This is a genomic window from Candidatus Micrarchaeota archaeon, assembly GCA_028866575.1.
Taxonomy (GTDB): domain Archaea; phylum Micrarchaeota; class Micrarchaeia; order Micrarchaeales; family Micrarchaeaceae; genus UBA12276.
Genome location: JAGWHU010000002.1, coordinates 80287 through 96687, shown reverse-complemented (window position 1 = coordinate 96687; position 16401 = coordinate 80287). Strand labels below are relative to the sequence as shown.

Sequence of the window (16401 nt, the reverse complement as noted above, 5' to 3'; positions counted from 1 at the left end):
TGCGTCCAACGCTACGATACATATAAATATCTGGAAAAACGGATTACCTTTAGTGGTAAAAGTGACTACAATTCAACTAAAATCAAACGGGTCCGAAAAGGTACTTTTAACTGATGAATTCGTGAAAGGCGACCAGGCAGACTGCATAATACCTGAAGGGCACAGGAAAGCAACCTTGAAGGAGGTGGCCCTGATGTACAGGAACGATCCTGATTTCAGGGAGAAGCTGTGGCTGGTTGAGCACGCATGGGTGTCCGGCGATGCCGATCTGGCGAAAGGACATTACAGGATAACAGATAATGGCGTCAAAAAAGTGGCCAATGCCGAGTTTTTAGAGCTTGATCTAAAGGAGAGGATGTTCCATATCAAGGGCAAGGAGCCTCTGGCCGTCAAGGCGGACTACTACAGCATTTGGGAATTGGGCCTTGTCGCCACTTCAACTGACACTTCAGGCATTATCGCGCCGGTAGCATATGTTAAGGAAAGCCCGAAGGCAAAGCCTATAGCACTGAGAACCGGCACCGAATGAGCATTCCTGCCAAAACCTTTTCATTCAAGCCTGTGCAGGTGGGTCTTTAGGGCAACAGGCGCAGATCCAGAACGCACAATCCTTGCAATTATTGCTCCTTCCTTAGCAGATGCATTGCAAGGTAATAGGCCCCAATTCCAGAGGCTGCCGCGGCAAATCCTGTAATCTCTCCCGATCTCAATAACGCGCCAGTGTCAGGGCCCGTAAGCATAAAAGCCGTAACCCCTATGGATATTCCGGCATCAAGGCCGTAGAACCTAGCCATACCCTTCACTTCGGAACAATCATTGCATTCGCTGCAACTCTTGCTTTTGCTTGCCATATTATCACAGTGACTAATCATTTCCTTGCTTTAATATAAATACCTATCTGATACGCGCCACGAGGACATTCTGCATTGCAAAAGGATTAAGTATCTGGTAAACACGATATCCTTTGATAAAAATAAGCGGCTACTTGCTGCAACTGCCAAAGCCACTATATGCTTATATATTAACGAATACATAAAATAACGTGATAAGATGCTGAAGGATATACCGTCGCAAAAGGGCAAGTATTCAGAATTGGAGCTTGAGCTCAAGGCAAAGACCGCCATATATCCCGAATACAAGGACCTGAAAAATTCCGTAATAAATTCTGACGCCGCTGCATACCTCGGCTACCTCCCAATACCCCAATACAGGGCGGTTGCGGACAAGCTGAGGCTGAACGCAAAGGCGAAGGAGGAGCTCAAGGACCTGTATTCCGAGGTGATAGAGCCGATGCGATCGGGCCTTCATTCTCTTCGAAGCAGGATCATAACCACAAGGTCATGGTTCGGCATATTACCTATTGCGAGTCCTGCAAAGGGCCATAACGAAGCTGAAGTCATCAGCGCCACTAGCGGGTTCTCCGAATCCTTCTTCAGGCTCATGGAAAGGGGCAATGTCTATGACAAGAAAGAGATAAAGAGGGCGATAATCTACCCGTTGACGATATCTGTGATAAGCAGCTGGGACAGGTACAACGGGAAGTTCACCGAGCACGTTGACGGCCTTATAGGCGCAATAAAGGCCCACGAGGGGGATCCGGAGCTTAAAAACGCGATAGACGTCATACACAATCCCGCGCGGAGAAGGGTGTCAATCCGCTTCTAAGTATGCGGCATCTCATCCGCATCCATAATTCATTCCAAAGCTAACGCTCAGAAGCCTTATATATTAGAACAAACAATGTATATGCCAGTGATAAGCGTGGTTAATGGAAATAATGTGCTATTGCTAAAGTTCAAGGACGACGGCAAATACATAAAAATAGTCAGCCCGAAGAAGCTCACGAGGAACGACATACTGGCGCTCATAAAGGAGGCGCAGAAGAGGGGCAGGATTGTCGACCTGAGCGGAAGGGACCTTAGCAGGCTGGACCTGAGCAACATGAGCCTGGGAAGGGCCAACCTCTCCAATTCAAACATGTCGCATTCAAACCTGTCCAACTCGACACTGTTCTCTGCGGACATATCCGGCTCGGACCTGTCCAATTCCAACCTTTCCTATTCAGATCTCTCCTATGCCAGGGCCTCAAACACGAAAATAGAAGGGGCAAGCTTCATGGGGGCAATACTGCTCAAAACTGTGCTGCCGGATGCGGTGCGCTGAGCACTTCAATAATAACCTGAAGAAGGATCCCAAATAACGGAAGCATTCATTATTTTCAAATCTGTAAAGCAATTAAAATCTCGTAAATCAATCAAAAAATGGATAAGTTTAGATTTATCGCTTCCTTTGTTTTAGATTTTTAGGATAAGACAATTACTGCATTATCTGAAATTTCTTCTTCTAGTATATTGTGGTTGGCCACATATATATAGCTTCCTATTGCTGCGTTTTGGCCCCTGAGTTGATAAACCAGGCAATGGTTGGCTATCGGCTTATTACGACCTAATTGCTATCCTTCCATCATTTACGCGCAACCCCACGCCGTGCTCTGCGCATACCGCGTCAAATTTTTCCCTCAGTTCCTGCCTCTGCTCCGCAGACCTGATTGAGCTGGCAAGGTCGCTTGAGAAGCCATAGTCGTTCTTGCTTATCTCCACCAGGCCGGACACAAGGAACGGATACAGTATAACCTCCTTTATCCTCGGCTTGTCCTCAAGCCCTCCTTTCATCATGGAATCCGCAAATAAGTCCATGAAGCCATTCCTGAATGCGTCCCTGTCAACGCGCTTGCTCGCCGAAACGGCCTTCAGGAGGTTAAGTCGGTTCCCCATCGGGCCTAGCACATCGGAATACAGTGCCTCCAGCTCTGCCCTTGGCTTCCCTTCTATCCTCAATACATCCGCAATCGTTATGTGGCTCTTGTCCCTCAGCATTGCATTGGGCCGCTGCTCCATGACAACGGTCAGCTTTTGGCCCTGATGGTCATTAGGGTCGCTCATTATTTCCTCAAGCCGCCTTTCCAGGTTCAAATATTTCCCCTCTTGGATTTCCCTGAGCATTCTTATCACCGATAGGATAACTTTTTCCGAATCACATATATAATCCTTTCCCTGCACTGCAGGACGTAAAATTATATATACCTGCAATGCCAATTGAAAGCGATTGGATGGAAGATGCTACAGCCGCACCAGCAAAAAAGACAAGGCTCTACCATATTGTATCAATAAGCGGCAGCAGCATAGAGGCTGAAGGGAGATCCTATTATGGCTCCATCGCCAAATTGAGCAGGCTTGTGCGCAAGTCGGAGCGCAGGGGCATATCCATAAGATCCTCGAGCACCGTTTCATTCGTGAAAGGCGGCATAAATATCAACGGAATCCCTGTGGAAAGCGCGGCGGAGCTAATGCGGCTCGCACGTTCCGAAAGCATAAGGATAGATGCTTATAACACCAGGCCGCGGCTCGGGGAAAGGCTTGCAGGCATGCTTTCCGGATTCATTAAAAGGGCCTCAAGTTCCGAATTCAAGGAGCATATGCGGGATCAGATGAAGTCCGGCTGAATACTGCAGCAGCTGCAATCTCATAAAATAAAAAAATAAGAAAAAAGAGCAAAAGCACTACGTTACTGTTGCGGCAGTTGACGCCCTTGCCCCTTCATTTCCTATTACAGTAATCTGCTGCTGCGAGCCTGTTTCCGGGGTGGACTGGATTTCCCCTGAATTGTATGACACCACTCCGTTGAAGCTGAGCGTTGCAGACGATCCCGCAGCAAGCGTGTATCCGCTGCTCCTAAGGCTTTCTACGCCTGTCGGCACTTCCAGTGTGCCGTTCGACATGACGACGAACCCCAGGCTGTCAAAGTGCTCTATATTCAGGCCTAGCGTGCCCAGTGCATCCGCATGCATGCCTGAGCTCTCGTTCATCATCATGCTATTGCCGTTGAGCTCCCCGTTTATGCTCTCCATCACCGATGCGTTGATGTTCGCGGATTGCGTCACCGTAGCATTCTGCTGCCCGCGTATGAATATATTGTTCAGCACAACGCTGCTGTTGGAGTTGTCCTTTACCGTAACGCTCACCGTTGTCATGTTGCCGTTTACGGTTATCGTGGCATTGGTTATGGTTATGTTGGGCGCGGCATCCTCTATGTCAGCCATTGAGCTTGCGCTCAGGCCTATCCTTGCGCCTACTCCAATACCTGCGCTGACGTTTGTGACTACCGTGGCCTTTGCGGCAGGGGCCATCACGAAAGCCGTTGAATTGTCATTGTATACCGCATGCACAACCGGCGCGAAATCCACCAGCACCCCTGTGCTTGAATTCACCTTCGTCTTCCCCGTCACGGCAATCGTGAGGTTGCTGTTAGGCAGAGTTACGTTGTATGTGGTGCCGTTGACCGTTATGTTTGCAGAAGTGATCTCGAATCTTATCAGGTTTATTGTAGAGTTTGCAGATATGTTGGCATTGCCTATGACCTGGCTTGAATTTACAACAGCGAGAAGGTTTACCGATCCGCTGCCGGCCACGTTCACCCAGCCCGAGTTCTGCCCTCCGCTGGTGTGCGCCATTACCGACGAATAAGTTACCACAAGCGCCTGCGCCCCAGCTGGGACCTGCGGCGGGTCAGTCATCATGACCGGAACGCTGTAGTTTCCGGACCTGCTTGCCGCAGGTACCGTTGTCGTATTGGTGTTCTGTATTGTAGTATACGCGCTAGTGCTTGCGTGCGCGCCAGACTTGTACGAAAGCCCGAACACCGCAATCGCGCCTATTATCACTATTATGGCCACTATGCCTATTATTATGCCTGAGTTGTTTGCCATGCTATCTCCTTAGGAATATAGAGCAATATTAAAAAGCAAAGCTTATAAATGCAGCGCAATTGATTCGCATTACTGCGCATTGCCGGGAAGTTATTAAAGCAGTGGTTTCCTATCATTGGTAAAGGGGGCTTTTATGTACGAGGACATGGATATTTCCGGGTTTTTCAAGGACAGAGACATACGGTGGGTTGATCTTCAGTTCACTGACCTTCCAGGCACGGTGCACCACGTCACGATACCTGCAAGTTCATTCACTGACGAGTCCTTTGAGGAGGGCTTCGCCAAGCTGGACGGCAGCAGCATAAGGGGCTTCACCTCGATTTCCGAGAGCGACATGGTCCTTATGCCTGTGAAGGGCACACTCAGGCTGATACCATGGACGCCCAACGTGGCAAGGGTTCTTTGCAAGGTGCACTGGGGCGGCAGCAAGGGCAGGTTCGAGAACGATCCCAGGGGCATAGCCGAGAGCGCCGAGAAGCTGCAGGAGGGCCTTGGCTACAAGAGCTTCTTCGGGCCAGAGCTCGAGTTCTTCATATTTGACGGTGTTGACGTGGACGTATCCAATCCGTACAGCGGCACCGGATACAAGATACGCGCCCGTGAGGCCCCTTGGGGCGAGGAGGGCGGTTTCGTGGTGAGGTTCAAGGAGGGCTATTATCCAGCGCCGCCGATAGACAAGATGATGGACCTCAGGATGGAGATAGCGGATACGCTGGTTAGGGACTTCGGATTCTCTGTAGAGGCCCACCACCACGAGGTTGCCACGGCAGGCCAGGCCGAGATAGATTTCAAGTACTCTACCCTTGTCGATGCCGCGGACAGCGCCCAGACGCTGAAGTACGTCGCAAAGAACATAGCATCAAGGAGGGGCATGGTAGCCACCTTCATGCCAAAGCCCATGTTCGGAGACAACGGCAGCGGCATGCATGTCCACATGAGCGTATGGGATGCGGCTGGCAAGAGGAACCTGATGTACGATCAAGGCGAGCCTTATGCAGAGATAAGCCAACTGGGTAGGTATGCCATGGGGGGCATACTGAGGCACGCCAGGGCGCTTTCGGCAATAGTGTCCCCCACGATGAACAGCTACAGGAGGCTGATACCCGGGTTCGAGGCGCCTGTGTACCTTGCATGGAGCAGGTCAAACAGGAGCGCCGTCGTAAGAATTCCTGCATACCACAAGGGTATAGAGGGCTCTAAACGCATTGAGTACAGGGCTCCGGACGGCTCATCCAACCCTTATCTCGCGTTCTCCGCGATGCTCTGCGCAGCGCTTGACGGGATAAAGGCCAAGACCGAGCCCGGCCCGGCAGTGGAGGAGAACATATACAATCTTTCCGAGGTAAAGAGGCGCGATCTAGGGATAAAGGAGGTGCCGAAGTCTCTTGACGAGGCGCTTGACGAGCTGGAGAACGACAGGGAATTCCTCAAGCCTGTGTTCGGCAGCGACATACTTGACAAGTACATAGAGCTGAAGCGCGGCGAGTCAAGGACCATATCCATGTATCCACACCCGATGGAGATGTACTATTATCTTGACGCATGATGTTTTTTGCGGATTTATGGCATTCCTGCCAAAAAAATGGCAAAAAGGATAATATTATAAATTTTCTCGCACATATAAATTACTAAATATGTGAAAAATACTAATGCATTATAATGGTAATGCATTTGTAATGTGATTCAATGGATACGATATTCAAGGGGAAGATAAGGCGAATAGGCACCTCTCTGGGTGTCCTGATACCCAAGCAGCTGATAAAGGACGAGAAGATAAAGGAGGGCGAGGAGGTAGAGATAGCGCTGCTGAAGAGGAAGAAGCACCTTATAGCAAAGGCCTTCGGGGTCACCAAGGGATCCAAGCCTTTCGTAAGGGACATGATGAATACCGCTTAGTGATATTATGTTACTGCTCGACACATCCGCATGGATAGAATTCTTCAATGGGAGCAAGAAGGGCCAGCGCGTAAAGGAGATGCTGCGCAGCAACGTGTGCTACACAAGCATAGTCACAGTAGCTGAAGTGACAAACTGGGCGCTCAAGGAGGGCCGCAACATCAACTACCTGCTTAACACAATAGAGCAGTTAAGCTCGGTTATAAAGCTGGACAAGGAGATATCCTCACTTGCGGGGCGCTTCGTCTACGAGGGCAAGCGCGCGGGGAAGACTCTTGGCGTGCTGAACCCGTTCATACTTGCCACAGGGACCATATACGGCCTGAAGATACTTACGAACAGCGTCAAGCGCGGCGCAGGCGGCAAAAAGGCCGAAAGCACCGCACCAGCTACTGGCATAACGATAGGGCTCTGACCATAAAACCTTTTTGATGAGCATGAGGATACTCGGCCAGCCAGTAGGAAGGATGTACATAACTACGATAATCCTCCTTTCCTCAATCGCTGCAATTTCATCCTATACGCTTAGGATAGTGCCTTATCCTCTTTTGCTTGCGGTGCTGGTCTCATCCCTGCTTGAGATCGCAATAGCCAGATTCCATTTCAAAAGAAGCCTGAGGGTTCCGTACTCTGCGATAGTCACCGGCCTGATAATAGGGTCAATAGCTCCACCGACAGGATCAATGGCTATAGTCTTGGTCGCGTCAGCATTCGCGGTGTTTTCCAAGTTCTTCATAAAAATGAGGGGATCGAACATATTCAATCCCGCCGCCCTTGGCCTTATCATCGCACTGCCCATATTCGGCGCCGGGGACCAGTGGTGGGCCGCAAGCAACTACAACATCCTTGGCATAGCCGTGTCGCTGACACTTGTACTTGTGATAACCGCATACGAGGCGCGCAGGCTGACGGCTGCGGCATCCTTCGTGCTTGTATCCCTAATATCCACGATCGCGATAGGTGGCATATCCCACCTGTCCCCGATAGGAATATTGGCCGCGTTCTTCAGCATAAACTTCTATTTCGCGTTCGTAATGCTGTGCGAGCCAAAGACATCCCCAAACAGTAGGTACCACCAGATTGCGTTCGGCGCATCCATTGCAATCCTATACATTGCAATTGGCAGCCTCAGGATAAGCTATCCGCTGCTCATTGCGCTCCTATTGGGCAACGCAGCATACGCGCTCTACAGGGTGAAAAGGCGCTGATGCGCCATCATATCACGTACCCATTCGGATTTACAATTACGAATCCGTCGTCACCCAGGGAAGAGTCGAACCTGTAGCTGTCGTCGCCGAAGGATGTCTCAACCACGTACAGCCTGTAGCCTTGCGCAAGCTCTATGTTCTTGTATACGTTGGTGCCGATAACCGTTATGGTTATTGTCCTGGTGCCGTTACTCAACGTCATGGAGCTCATGTTGAACCCGTCCATCGCATATGCCGCCTGCTGCGACATGTTGCTCCCTGAAACCAAGTAGGAATAGGGGGCATATGGCTCGTCGGCCAGGAGCACCCCAGTGGAATTGCCCTGCTGTGCAGTGGTTCTTGCGTAGCTGCCAACAGTTGAAGTTGCGCCGGGTTTTTGCGCCGGTGCAGCTCCGTGCCTCAAGGCAAAAAAGCCAACTGCCGAAACCGCAAGGACCGCCACTATTGCGTATATGATCATTTTTGTCTGCATAAAACCTGCTCCTTAAACAGCAGAAAGTATTTTCCGGGAAGGTATTAAACTGTATTGTATGATGGTTTCCCGCGATACTGTAACATATTTAAATTTTGGCAATTATTAATAAGCGTGTAAGGATGGCATTCATAGACAACCTGGCATACCAGCTGCTCACGCTCAGCTTCGCCTGCTTCATGCTGCTTTATACCGTAACATCCATGTACCTCATCTACAGGAAGAAGGGGAAGAACTTCCGCGAGCACCTCAAGAGCGCAAGCGTGCCCATAGCGATGCTCGGAACATACATGATAGTCACGGGCCTCTGGGGACAGTTCACGTGGCCGCTTCCTGGGAGCTACAACATTCTCTTCTACGATCCGTTCATATCATTCGGCATAATACTGCTCGCGTTCTCCCTTACTGTAAAATACGAGGTAAGGTTCGAATACTTGGGGTTCCTAGGACTGATGATAGGCGTTATGACGATACTCTACGGCGTGGAGGGCTACAAGATAGGGCTTACGAAAGAGCCCGTCGCGCTGCTTGCGATGTATTTCCTGTACGGGCTTGCCGGAATATTCTCCTATCCTGTTTCGCTGATAGCGGACAAGATAACGCTGCCGCGCATATACGCAAGGGTCTGGATGGGTTGGATAATCATGCTGGTACTGTTCTGGCTTTTTCTTTTTGCAGCTGGGTCATTGTCGGCATCGGTCGGCATAGCCGCGATATCGCAGCACCTTATAAGCGCCCCGTGAAATTCCAAAAGCCGGAGCATGGGCATGTGCCTAATGCAATAGAATTGTTTTAATAGATAAATTTGTAAATAATAAAAGGTGTACGGATGGAAGATGCAGGCAAGTCCATAATTGTGAAGGACCTGGTGAAGAGGTTCGGAAACTTCACCGCAGTGGATGATATATCATTCGAAGTCAAGGAGGGCGAGATATTCGGGCTGCTCGGGCCCAACGGAGCAGGCAAGACCACGACAATATCTATACTATCAACCATAGTAAGCCTGACCTCAGGATCAGCAACGGTAAACGGCAGTAGCGTGCTCAGGGACAAGGGCGGGGTAAGGAACATGATAGGCATAGTCTTCCAGGACCCGAGCCTGGACGACGAGCTTACAGGGCGCCAGAACCTTGACTTGCACGCAAGGCTATACGGCGTGAAGGGGCAGGACAAGAAAGACGCGATAAAAAGGGCGCTAGCGCTTGTTGAGCTGGAGGACAAGGCCGACAGGCAGGTGAAGACATATTCCGGGGGCATGAAGCGAAGGCTTGAGATAGCGAGGGGATTCATACACAATCCGAAGGTGCTGTTCCTTGACGAGCCTACTATAGGGCTGGATCCCCAGACTAGAAGAAAGATATGGGAGTACATATCGCAGCTCAACGAAAGGGAGAAGATAACGATGATATTGACTACGCACTACATGGAGGAGGCGGACGAGCTTTGCGACAGGATAGCCATAATGGACCACGGCAGGATAATAAAGCTGGATACTGCTGAAAGGCTTAAGGACTCGCTCGGCGGGGACATAATAAGGATAGGATCGGACAAGCCCAAGGAACTGGTCGCTGTTATAAAAAAGAGCAGGCTCGCAAGCTCAGTCAAGGAGTTCGAGAGCAACGTGGAGATAGCTACAAAGAATGGGAGCGCGGCCATACCTAAGATAATAAAGCTAGCGCAGGCATCAAAGATATCTATAGACTACACGACGCTGAAAAGGCCCACGCTCGAGGACGTCTTCATAAGCCTCACGGGCAGGGAGATACGCGAGGAGGGCGCTGATTCCAACGAGCAGTTCAAGAACATACCATGGGTGAGGGGCGGGAGGAGATAGGAATGGCCAACACAATAGAAACCATATACGCGCTGTGGCTCAGGGAGCTCATAAGGTTCGTCAAGTCGAAGTCGAGGCTGGTCGGCACCGGAGGGCAGCCGCTCATATGGCTTGCGATAGTGGGCGTCGGATTCGGGTCAGCGTTCGCTGCAGGGGGCATCTCCGGCGCGTTCGGCAACGTATCGTATCTCACATTCCTCGCACCGGGAGTTATAGGAATGACCATACTATTCACATCTATATTCGCCGGCATAAGCGTCATATGGGACAAGCAGCTAGGCTTCCTCAAGGAGATACTCGTGGCCCCGGTCTCGAGGCTGGGGATAGTCATGGGCAAGATAGCTGGAAGCGCGACTGTGTCTCTAATAACCGCAATAGCGATATTCGCGGCAATAGTGGTAGTGGGTGTCATACCTCTCCGCCTGCTAACCGTCGTAGGCGTGGCAGAGGCAATAATATTCATGGTGCTCATATCCGCGATATTCGTGGCAATAGGACTCATAATAGCATCGTACGTAAACAACATAGAGGGGTTCCAGGTCCTGATGAATTTCCTGGTATTGCCCATGTTCTTCCTATCGGGCGCGCTGTTCCCGCTGCAGAAGGCGCCACTGTGGATGAAGGGCCTCGCATCGATAGACCCGCTCATGTACGGGGTGGACGGCATGAGGGGCGCGCTGCTTGGGATATACACCTATCCGGTTTACCTGGACTTCGGCATAGTCCTCGGCATAACCATAGGCCTCGTGATAATAGCAAACATAGCCTTCAGCAGGATGCAGGGCAAGTAATGGCATCCGGGATTGTCAGAGCCCGTCAAGCTCCAGCTCCATCCCCAGCGCTTCAGGATTGCCGAGTATTATTTCGGTGATGGCCATTGCTTCCTTCCTCTTGCTTGCCTTAGAGTCGCCAAGCATTTGCTGCTCCTCGAGTATGTTGTATATGTCCTCCATGCTCCCAGTGTCCTTCGCCTTGTCAAAATAATATACCGCGTCGCCGTAGCTCCCGGATATGCAGTGCAATACCCCTGTTAGCACGTTAGCCTCCAGGTAATTCTCGTCAATGTCCAGCGCCCTGTCCAGATCAGTCATTGCCCTGTCGTGGTTTCCGCCCTTGGCCTCGGCAACCGCCCTGTAGTAGTACGCCCTTTTCTCCTTCGGATCGTGCTCTATGATCCTTGTATAGGCCTCTATCGCCTTTGGGTACATGCCCTGCTTGAGCATGCCGATTGCATTGTCGTGCTCGGATTTTGCATCGAAAGGACTGCCATGTTTCCTGAGCTCTATCCTTCTCATGAGGTCTTTGCGCTGGATGGTTGTCATTTTACCACATTAGTGCGATATCATATCTTCCCAACAAGATCAGCGCCGGGCTTGAGCGTCTTCTTCCCCGGCTCCCAGTTCACCGGGCACACCTCTCCTGGGAATTCCCTTACGTGTATCGCCGCCTTGAGCTTCCTCAGCGTTTCCGCGATGTTCCTTCCCAGGCTGTTGTCGTGCATCTCAAGTGCCCTGACATACCCTTCCGGGTCTACTATGAAAGTGCCCCTGAGCGAGAGCCCTTCATCCTCTATGTAGGTGCCGAACTCCCTTGAGAGCTTTGCAGCTGGATCCGCAATCATCGGGTAGGTTATCTTCTTTATCGCTGGGGATGTGTCGTGCCACGCCTTGTGCGAGAACACTGTGTCAGTGCTCACGCTCAGCACCTCCGCACCCAGCTTCCTGAATTCGTCGTAATGGTTTGCGGCCTCCTCAAGCTCCGTAGGGCAGACGAACGAGAAATCAGCAGGGTAGAATATCAGCACCAGCCACTTGCCCAGGTAATCTCGCATCCTTACCTTCTTTATCTCATTATTCACCAGAGCCTCAAGCTCCATGTCCGGGATAGTGCTTCCTATCTTTATCATTTTACCACTTGATACAATTAGACATATAATATGGCAATTAAAACTTTAAATCGTTTTGGTAAGGAAATCAGCATCATAGCGCATGTTTTTTATAATTAAATATCTATTCTATAGCTGTTGGGCTCGTAACTCAGTTTGGCCAGAGTGGCTGGCTTTTAACCAGTAAGTCGGGGGTTCAAAATAAACTTTTTGGCTGAAGTTTAATCAAAAGGCTTAGGAAAATCCCCCCGAGCCCGGCTATTCTTCTCTTGAAGACATTATTACCCTGTAGCCGCTGTGTATGGAGGCGTATTCCGCGTTGCCGAATATGCCCTTCATTATTTCCCTTATTGTCTTCGCGCCCTGCTTCGTGCGCACCACGAGATAGAACCTCCCCTCGCGCTTGAGGTGCCCGTATGAATTTTCGATGAAGGCCAGGACCAGCTTCCTTCCTGCGTTTATCGGAGGGTTTGTCAATATGACGTCAAAACGCAAGCCGTCCAAGGGCTCGAACATGTTGCCGGACCTCACCTCTGCGTTTTTTATGTTGTTTAGCTTTACATTCTTCTCCGCAAGCCGCGCCGCCCTCCTGTTTATGTCGACCATGTAGCATTTTCCGTCCTCCGCAAGAACAGCCGCGACAATTCCTATCGGCCCGTATCCGCAGCCAAGGTCGAGAACGACGTCCGACCTGTTTATTTTCATGCATTTTGCCAGGACCTTTGTGCCCGTATCGATCTTCGCCCTTGAGAAAGTGGATGCGTCGGTAAGGAAGATATAATTCTTGTTCCTAAGCACGCAGTTTATCAGCGCATTCCTGTGCCTGGACCCTGGGTTCTTAGAAAAATAATGCTCTTTCGCCGCTCCTGTCTCCATCTCCACATACCCGTCCCATAGCTGCGCAATCCGGTTAGTTAGATAATGACAGCAAAGACTATATATAATAACGCAATAATGTTTAAAGATGCCAGGGTGGCGGAATCCGGTAACGCGCGCGCCTGGAAACAAATCCCGCAAGCGCGTGGCCGCAAGGCCTTTTGGGTTCAAATAAACTTTTGGTAAAAGCCTAACCAAAAGCTTTGGAAATCCCAACCCTGGCGTAAAATCCTACCCGCTTTTGCTGAGGAGCCTAGGTATGCCTCCAACAACATCGCTAGCCAGTATGTGGTTGCCCTTCTCCTTGTAAAGCATGTCTCCTATCAGCGTGTGAAGGTGCACGCCCGCAACTGCAGCAGCGAACGCGTCCTTGTTGAGGGCAGCGTATCCCCCTATAATCCCGGAAAGGACGTCCCCTGTTCCCATGACCGCGAGAGCGGATGACTTCGCCCTGGAAACCTTAGCAATTTTACCGTTAGCTATTACGCTGTCGTGGCCCTTGAGTACTACAATTGCATTGAGCGAGCGCGAAACGTTCATCGCAGCTTCAACCCTCAACGAGAGGTCCCTCTCGCTAATGTCCTTTTTGCAAAACAGCCCGAATTCCTTCATGTTTGGTGTGATTATGAAATCGCTGCCTAGCTCTTTTCTGTATCCTGCCAGCGCATATATAGCATCAGCGTCCACGACCACCTTCATCCCGTTGCTCTTGGCATGGCCGAGCAGCATTCTCACAGCATTCATTGTCATTTTTTCCCTTCCAAGCCCCGGCCCGATTACCAGGCACTGGGAGCGGGCCATCTTCCCTGTTATGGTTGGGATGTCATCCGGTTCAAGCGAATTCCCTGTCAACGGCCTAGCTATTATGTCAGGCGACAGATTCCTTACGGGATCGAGTATGCCCTTCGGGACGAATAATGTTGCGTACCCTATGCCTGATCTAAGCGCAGCAAGCACCGAATATGCGGCTGTCGATGCAAGCACTGGCGCACCGTGGAACTTCCAGCTACCGGCAACAACAACTACGCTTCCGTTATCCGCTTTCGAGGAATAGGGATCCCGTTTGGGCGTTGCGGCGTAAATGTCTCCCATGTTGGCCATAGTGTATTTTGCCGAAGGCAATGCATCACCCCGAAAACTCGCCGATAGCCTTGGATACCTCCTCCTTTATCCCATCTATGCAGTCGTAGTCATTTACCTCGCTGCTGTTCACCCACGCGTAATCTGTGAAGGATCCGTCCTCTATCCTCACCTCCCCGGATCCGTATCTCGCCGCAAATTTTAGCAATACTACCGGTATGCCATCCGGCCTGACGAAAGCCACGCTGTTTATGTATGTCATGCCCTTCTTGATTGTTATGCCTGATTCCTCCATGACCTCCCTTTCAAGAAGATCCTCCACAGCGTTTTCAAAATCCAAGACTTCGCCGTTCAGCCTTGTCGGGTTTTCAAGATCCATGTCCTTCCATTCAAGCTTGCCTCCAGGGACGCAGTACTTCTCCGGATGCACTTTCTCGCCCTTGCTCCTCTTCAGTATAAGGCACCTGCCGTCGCTCTCCCTGTAAACTATAACGTTCGCAACAAAATAGAAGAGCTTCTCCTTTTTCGCATTCTCAAGGCTTATCTTATCCGCGACCATAAATCCACTCCGGGCATTAATAAGCTATTTCAACCCCTAAATACAATTCAGCCTTATGGTTTTTATATATATCTGACACAATATTACTACGTTACGGCTGTCAGTCTCTGAAGCAATTATCTAGATTCTCAGAGTTTTTTAGGTGCCCTAATGGCGGAAAGCCCAAAACAAGAACATAGAGGAAAGGCTCAAGTTAGCGGAGCCTCTTCAATAGTCAGGGTAGCAGGAAGGGACGTTGACGGATCATTGAACATAGAGAGGGCATTGTCGAAGGTCAAGGGCATAGGCCTCAATTTGTCCCATTCCCTTACGCTTACCATAGAATCCAAGCTAGGCATCCAGAAGAGCACGCAGATAGGATCCCTGAGCGAGTCGCAGATAGAGGACATAGAGAAGATAATAAAGGAGCCCATGGAGAACGGAATACCATGGTATCTTATAAACAGGAACAAGGATGCCGAAACTGGAAAGAGCATACACGTGGTTAGCAACGATCTGATATTCAATACAAGGCAGGACATATCCAGGGATATATCCAACAAGACATGGCGAGGCTTCAGGCACCAATACGGGCAGAAGGTGCGCGGGCAGCACACCCGCTCCACCGGAAGGACCGGCGCAACAATAGGCGTGACGAAGAAGGCCCTGCAGCCCGCTACGGCAGGATCCGCTAAGCCCGCCGCGCCAAAGGCAAAGTGATTGATTGGGAGCACCAAAAAGAAACAGGTCGAAGTTCAAGAAGCCCAAGGAAAGATGGAACCTTGAAAGGATAAAGACCGACAGGTCGCTTATAAACGAGTACGGGCTCAAGAACATGAAGGAGCTGTGGCAGGTGCAGACTGAGGTAAGCAGGATAAGGGGCAACGTGAGGAGGCTGCTTTCAGGCGTCTCAGAATCCGATGACGTGAAGGAGAAAATAATAGGGCGATTAAGGAGGCTCGGCGTTGCAACCTCAACCACGACCCTCGACAATCTTCTCGACATCAAGGAAAGCGACCTTCTCAACAGGAGGCTGCAGACCGTCGTTTTCAGGAAGGGCATGGCCAGGACAATGAAGCAGGCGCGCCAGCTCACAGTTCACGGGTTCATAGCCGTAAACGGGAGAAAGGTCAACAGGCCTGGATATCTTGTTGATTCAATAGTTGAGGGAAGCATAGGCTATTACAAGCCGATAGACATCTCGCCTCCGGAAGGTGCCTCGAGAAGGGCAGGACCTTCGCCGATCCAGGAGGAGCAGGTTTCGCAGGGGCAGCAGCCCGCCGAGGAGCCTGCAGCTGAAGGACAGGAAGAGAAATAAAACATGGTGAATACCAATGCCGAAGAAAGCCCAGGTTAAAAAAACTGCAGCGCCGCCGCAGCAGGGGGCAAAGGCAAAGGACAAGGAGAACGTTTCATACGAATCTAAGGCAATGGCGCAGCAGGTGGTCAAGCCAAAGGCCGAGCGATGGGCCGTGGCTCACGTGTATTCGTCTGCAAACGACACGATAATAACGCTTACAGATCTTAGCGGCGCCGAAACGATAGCTGTTGGCAGCGGCGGCATGATGGTAAACGCCGATTCGCAGGAGGGATCGCCCTACGCTGCAATGCAGGCAGCATACAAGGTCGCTGCGGAGGCAAAGGAAAAGGGCATAACCAACATAAACATAGAGATAAGGGCGCCAGGAGGCCACGGCGCCAAGACACCCGGTGCTGGGGCCCAGGCTGTCGTTAGGGTATTGGCAAGGAGCGGCCTCAGGGTCAACAGGATAGGCGATGTAACCCCGATACCTACAGACACTACAAGGAGGCCTGGCGGAAGAAGGGGAAGAAGGGTATAACCCAGG

At 50.8% G+C, this 16401-nt stretch carries 23 protein-coding genes and 2 tRNA genes; 16 read left to right on the top strand and 9 right to left on the bottom strand.

The features are described from left to right. Positions 1 to 61 precede the first annotated feature (61 nt). Positions 62 to 529: a hypothetical protein gene (locus tag KGI06_01635; protein ID MDE1870919.1), complete on the top strand. Its 468-nt coding sequence runs from the start codon at positions 62 to 64 to the stop codon at positions 527 to 529. A gap of 88 nt (positions 530 to 617) precedes the next feature. On the opposite strand, the gene KGI06_01630 is transcribed toward KGI06_01635, so the two are convergent. Continuing rightward, a complete protein-coding gene (locus tag KGI06_01630) occupies positions 618 to 794 on the bottom strand; it encodes a hypothetical protein (protein MDE1870918.1) in 177 nt (58 codons plus the stop codon). Between the two features lie 256 nt (positions 795 to 1050). Here KGI06_01630 and KGI06_01625 point away from each other — a divergent pair, with 256 nt between their 5' ends. Both KGI06_01625 and KGI06_01620 read left to right on the top strand, forming a co-directional pair. Next, a complete protein-coding gene (locus KGI06_01625; GenBank protein MDE1870917.1) occupies positions 1051 to 1665 on the top strand; it encodes a hypothetical protein in 615 nt (204 codons plus the stop codon). Between the two features lie 96 nt (positions 1666 to 1761). Continuing rightward, positions 1762 to 2163, top strand: a complete 402-nt coding sequence (locus KGI06_01620; GenBank protein ID MDE1870916.1) for a pentapeptide repeat-containing protein — start codon at positions 1762 to 1764, stop codon at positions 2161 to 2163. A 275-nt stretch (positions 2164 to 2438) separates the two neighbouring features. On the opposite strand, the gene KGI06_01615 is transcribed toward KGI06_01620, so the two are convergent. Then, the gene (locus KGI06_01615) at positions 2439 to 3002 is read right to left on the bottom strand and encodes a hypothetical protein (GenBank protein MDE1870915.1); all 564 of its coding nucleotides are present in this window, start codon (positions 3000 to 3002) and stop codon (positions 2439 to 2441) included. 107 nt (positions 3003 to 3109) lie between these two features. Here KGI06_01615 and KGI06_01610 point away from each other — a divergent pair, with 107 nt between their 5' ends. After that, positions 3110 to 3502 carry a hypothetical protein gene (locus KGI06_01610; GenBank protein MDE1870914.1) on the top strand — a complete coding sequence of 131 codons (393 nt, stop codon included), beginning with the start codon at positions 3110 to 3112 and terminating at the stop codon, positions 3500 to 3502. Between the two features lie 57 nt (positions 3503 to 3559). Here KGI06_01610 and KGI06_01605 read toward each other — a convergent pair whose 3' ends face one another. After that, entirely contained in the window at positions 3560 to 4765 is a 1206-nt protein-coding gene (locus tag KGI06_01605) for a DUF4382 domain-containing protein (protein MDE1870913.1), read from the bottom strand. 133 nt (positions 4766 to 4898) lie between these two features. Between KGI06_01605 and glnA the strand changes: the two genes are divergently transcribed. The 4 genes from glnA to KGI06_01585 all read left to right on the top strand — a co-directional run bounded on the left by glnA (position 4899) and on the right by KGI06_01585 (position 7869). Further along, positions 4899 to 6311, top strand: a complete 1413-nt coding sequence (gene glnA / locus KGI06_01600) for a type I glutamate--ammonia ligase (protein MDE1870912.1) — start codon at positions 4899 to 4901, stop codon at positions 6309 to 6311. Between the two features lie 140 nt (positions 6312 to 6451). Then, on the top strand, positions 6452 to 6661 hold the full coding sequence (locus tag KGI06_01595) for an AbrB/MazE/SpoVT family DNA-binding domain-containing protein (protein ID MDE1870911.1): 210 nt from the start codon (positions 6452 to 6454) through the stop codon (positions 6659 to 6661). Positions 6662 to 6668: 7 nt separating this feature from the next. Further along, the gene (locus KGI06_01590; protein ID MDE1870910.1) at positions 6669 to 7076 is read left to right on the top strand and encodes a PIN domain-containing protein; all 408 of its coding nucleotides are present in this window, start codon (positions 6669 to 6671) and stop codon (positions 7074 to 7076) included. Between the two features lie 22 nt (positions 7077 to 7098). Then, on the top strand, positions 7099 to 7869 hold the full coding sequence (locus KGI06_01585) for an RnfABCDGE type electron transport complex subunit D (GenBank protein ID MDE1870909.1): 771 nt from the start codon (positions 7099 to 7101) through the stop codon (positions 7867 to 7869). Positions 7870 to 7876: 7 nt separating this feature from the next. On the opposite strand, the gene KGI06_01580 is transcribed toward KGI06_01585, so the two are convergent. Beyond that, positions 7877 to 8341 (bottom strand): hypothetical protein, encoded by a 465-nt coding sequence (locus KGI06_01580; protein MDE1870908.1) that lies wholly within the window; start codon positions 8339 to 8341, stop codon positions 7877 to 7879. Positions 8342 to 8463: 122 nt separating this feature from the next. Between KGI06_01580 and KGI06_01575 the strand changes: the two genes are divergently transcribed. From KGI06_01575 to KGI06_01565, 3 genes are all read left to right on the top strand, one after another. Continuing rightward, positions 8464 to 9084: a DUF981 family protein gene (locus tag KGI06_01575; protein ID MDE1870907.1), complete on the top strand. Its 621-nt coding sequence runs from the start codon at positions 8464 to 8466 to the stop codon at positions 9082 to 9084. A gap of 86 nt (positions 9085 to 9170) precedes the next feature. Continuing rightward, positions 9171 to 10175, top strand: a complete 1005-nt coding sequence (locus tag KGI06_01570) for an ATP-binding cassette domain-containing protein (GenBank protein ID MDE1870906.1) — start codon at positions 9171 to 9173, stop codon at positions 10173 to 10175. A 2-nt stretch (positions 10176 to 10177) separates the two neighbouring features. Further along, the gene (locus KGI06_01565; GenBank protein MDE1870905.1) at positions 10178 to 10966 is read left to right on the top strand and encodes an ABC transporter permease; all 789 of its coding nucleotides are present in this window, start codon (positions 10178 to 10180) and stop codon (positions 10964 to 10966) included. A gap of 15 nt (positions 10967 to 10981) precedes the next feature. Here KGI06_01565 and KGI06_01560 read toward each other — a convergent pair whose 3' ends face one another. After that, complete coding sequence (locus KGI06_01560; protein ID MDE1870904.1) at positions 10982 to 11497, bottom strand: tetratricopeptide repeat protein; 516 nt, start codon at positions 11495 to 11497, stop codon at positions 10982 to 10984. A gap of 20 nt (positions 11498 to 11517) precedes the next feature. Further along, complete coding sequence (locus KGI06_01555) at positions 11518 to 12081, bottom strand: redoxin domain-containing protein (protein ID MDE1870903.1); 564 nt, start codon at positions 12079 to 12081, stop codon at positions 11518 to 11520. Between the two features lie 119 nt (positions 12082 to 12200). Between KGI06_01555 and KGI06_01550 the strand changes: the two genes are divergently transcribed. Beyond that, positions 12201 to 12317: transfer RNA gene (locus KGI06_01550), tRNA-Lys, on the top strand. 1 nt (position 12318) lies between these two features. Here the strand turns inward: KGI06_01550 and KGI06_01545 are convergent. Further along, positions 12319 to 12942, bottom strand: a complete 624-nt coding sequence (locus tag KGI06_01545; protein MDE1870902.1) for a class I SAM-dependent methyltransferase — start codon at positions 12940 to 12942, stop codon at positions 12319 to 12321. Between the two features lie 84 nt (positions 12943 to 13026). On the opposite strand from KGI06_01545, the gene KGI06_01540 reads away from it, so the two are divergent. Further along, positions 13027 to 13160 (top strand) — tRNA-Ser (locus tag KGI06_01540). A gap of 7 nt (positions 13161 to 13167) precedes the next feature. On the opposite strand, the gene KGI06_01535 is transcribed toward KGI06_01540, so the two are convergent. After that, entirely contained in the window at positions 13168 to 14058 is an 891-nt protein-coding gene (locus KGI06_01535; GenBank protein ID MDE1870901.1) for an NAD(P)H-hydrate dehydratase, read from the bottom strand. Between the two features lie 4 nt (positions 14059 to 14062). Continuing rightward, positions 14063 to 14575 carry an NUDIX domain-containing protein gene (locus KGI06_01530; protein MDE1870900.1) on the bottom strand — a complete coding sequence of 171 codons (513 nt, stop codon included), beginning with the start codon at positions 14573 to 14575 and terminating at the stop codon, positions 14063 to 14065. 150 nt (positions 14576 to 14725) lie between these two features. Between KGI06_01530 and KGI06_01525 the strand changes: the two genes are divergently transcribed. From KGI06_01525 to KGI06_01515, 3 genes are read left to right on the top strand one after another with little or no spacing between them, the layout of a single operon-like run. Then, positions 14726 to 15274 carry a 30S ribosomal protein S13 gene (locus KGI06_01525; protein MDE1870899.1) on the top strand — a complete coding sequence of 183 codons (549 nt, stop codon included), beginning with the start codon at positions 14726 to 14728 and terminating at the stop codon, positions 15272 to 15274. A 4-nt stretch (positions 15275 to 15278) separates the two neighbouring features. After that, the gene (locus KGI06_01520) at positions 15279 to 15872 is read left to right on the top strand and encodes a 30S ribosomal protein S4 (protein ID MDE1870898.1); all 594 of its coding nucleotides are present in this window, start codon (positions 15279 to 15281) and stop codon (positions 15870 to 15872) included. Positions 15873 to 15888: 16 nt separating this feature from the next. Next, positions 15889 to 16395 (top strand): 30S ribosomal protein S11, encoded by a 507-nt coding sequence (locus KGI06_01515; GenBank protein MDE1870897.1) that lies wholly within the window; start codon positions 15889 to 15891, stop codon positions 16393 to 16395. Positions 16396 to 16401: the final 6 nt, after the last annotated feature.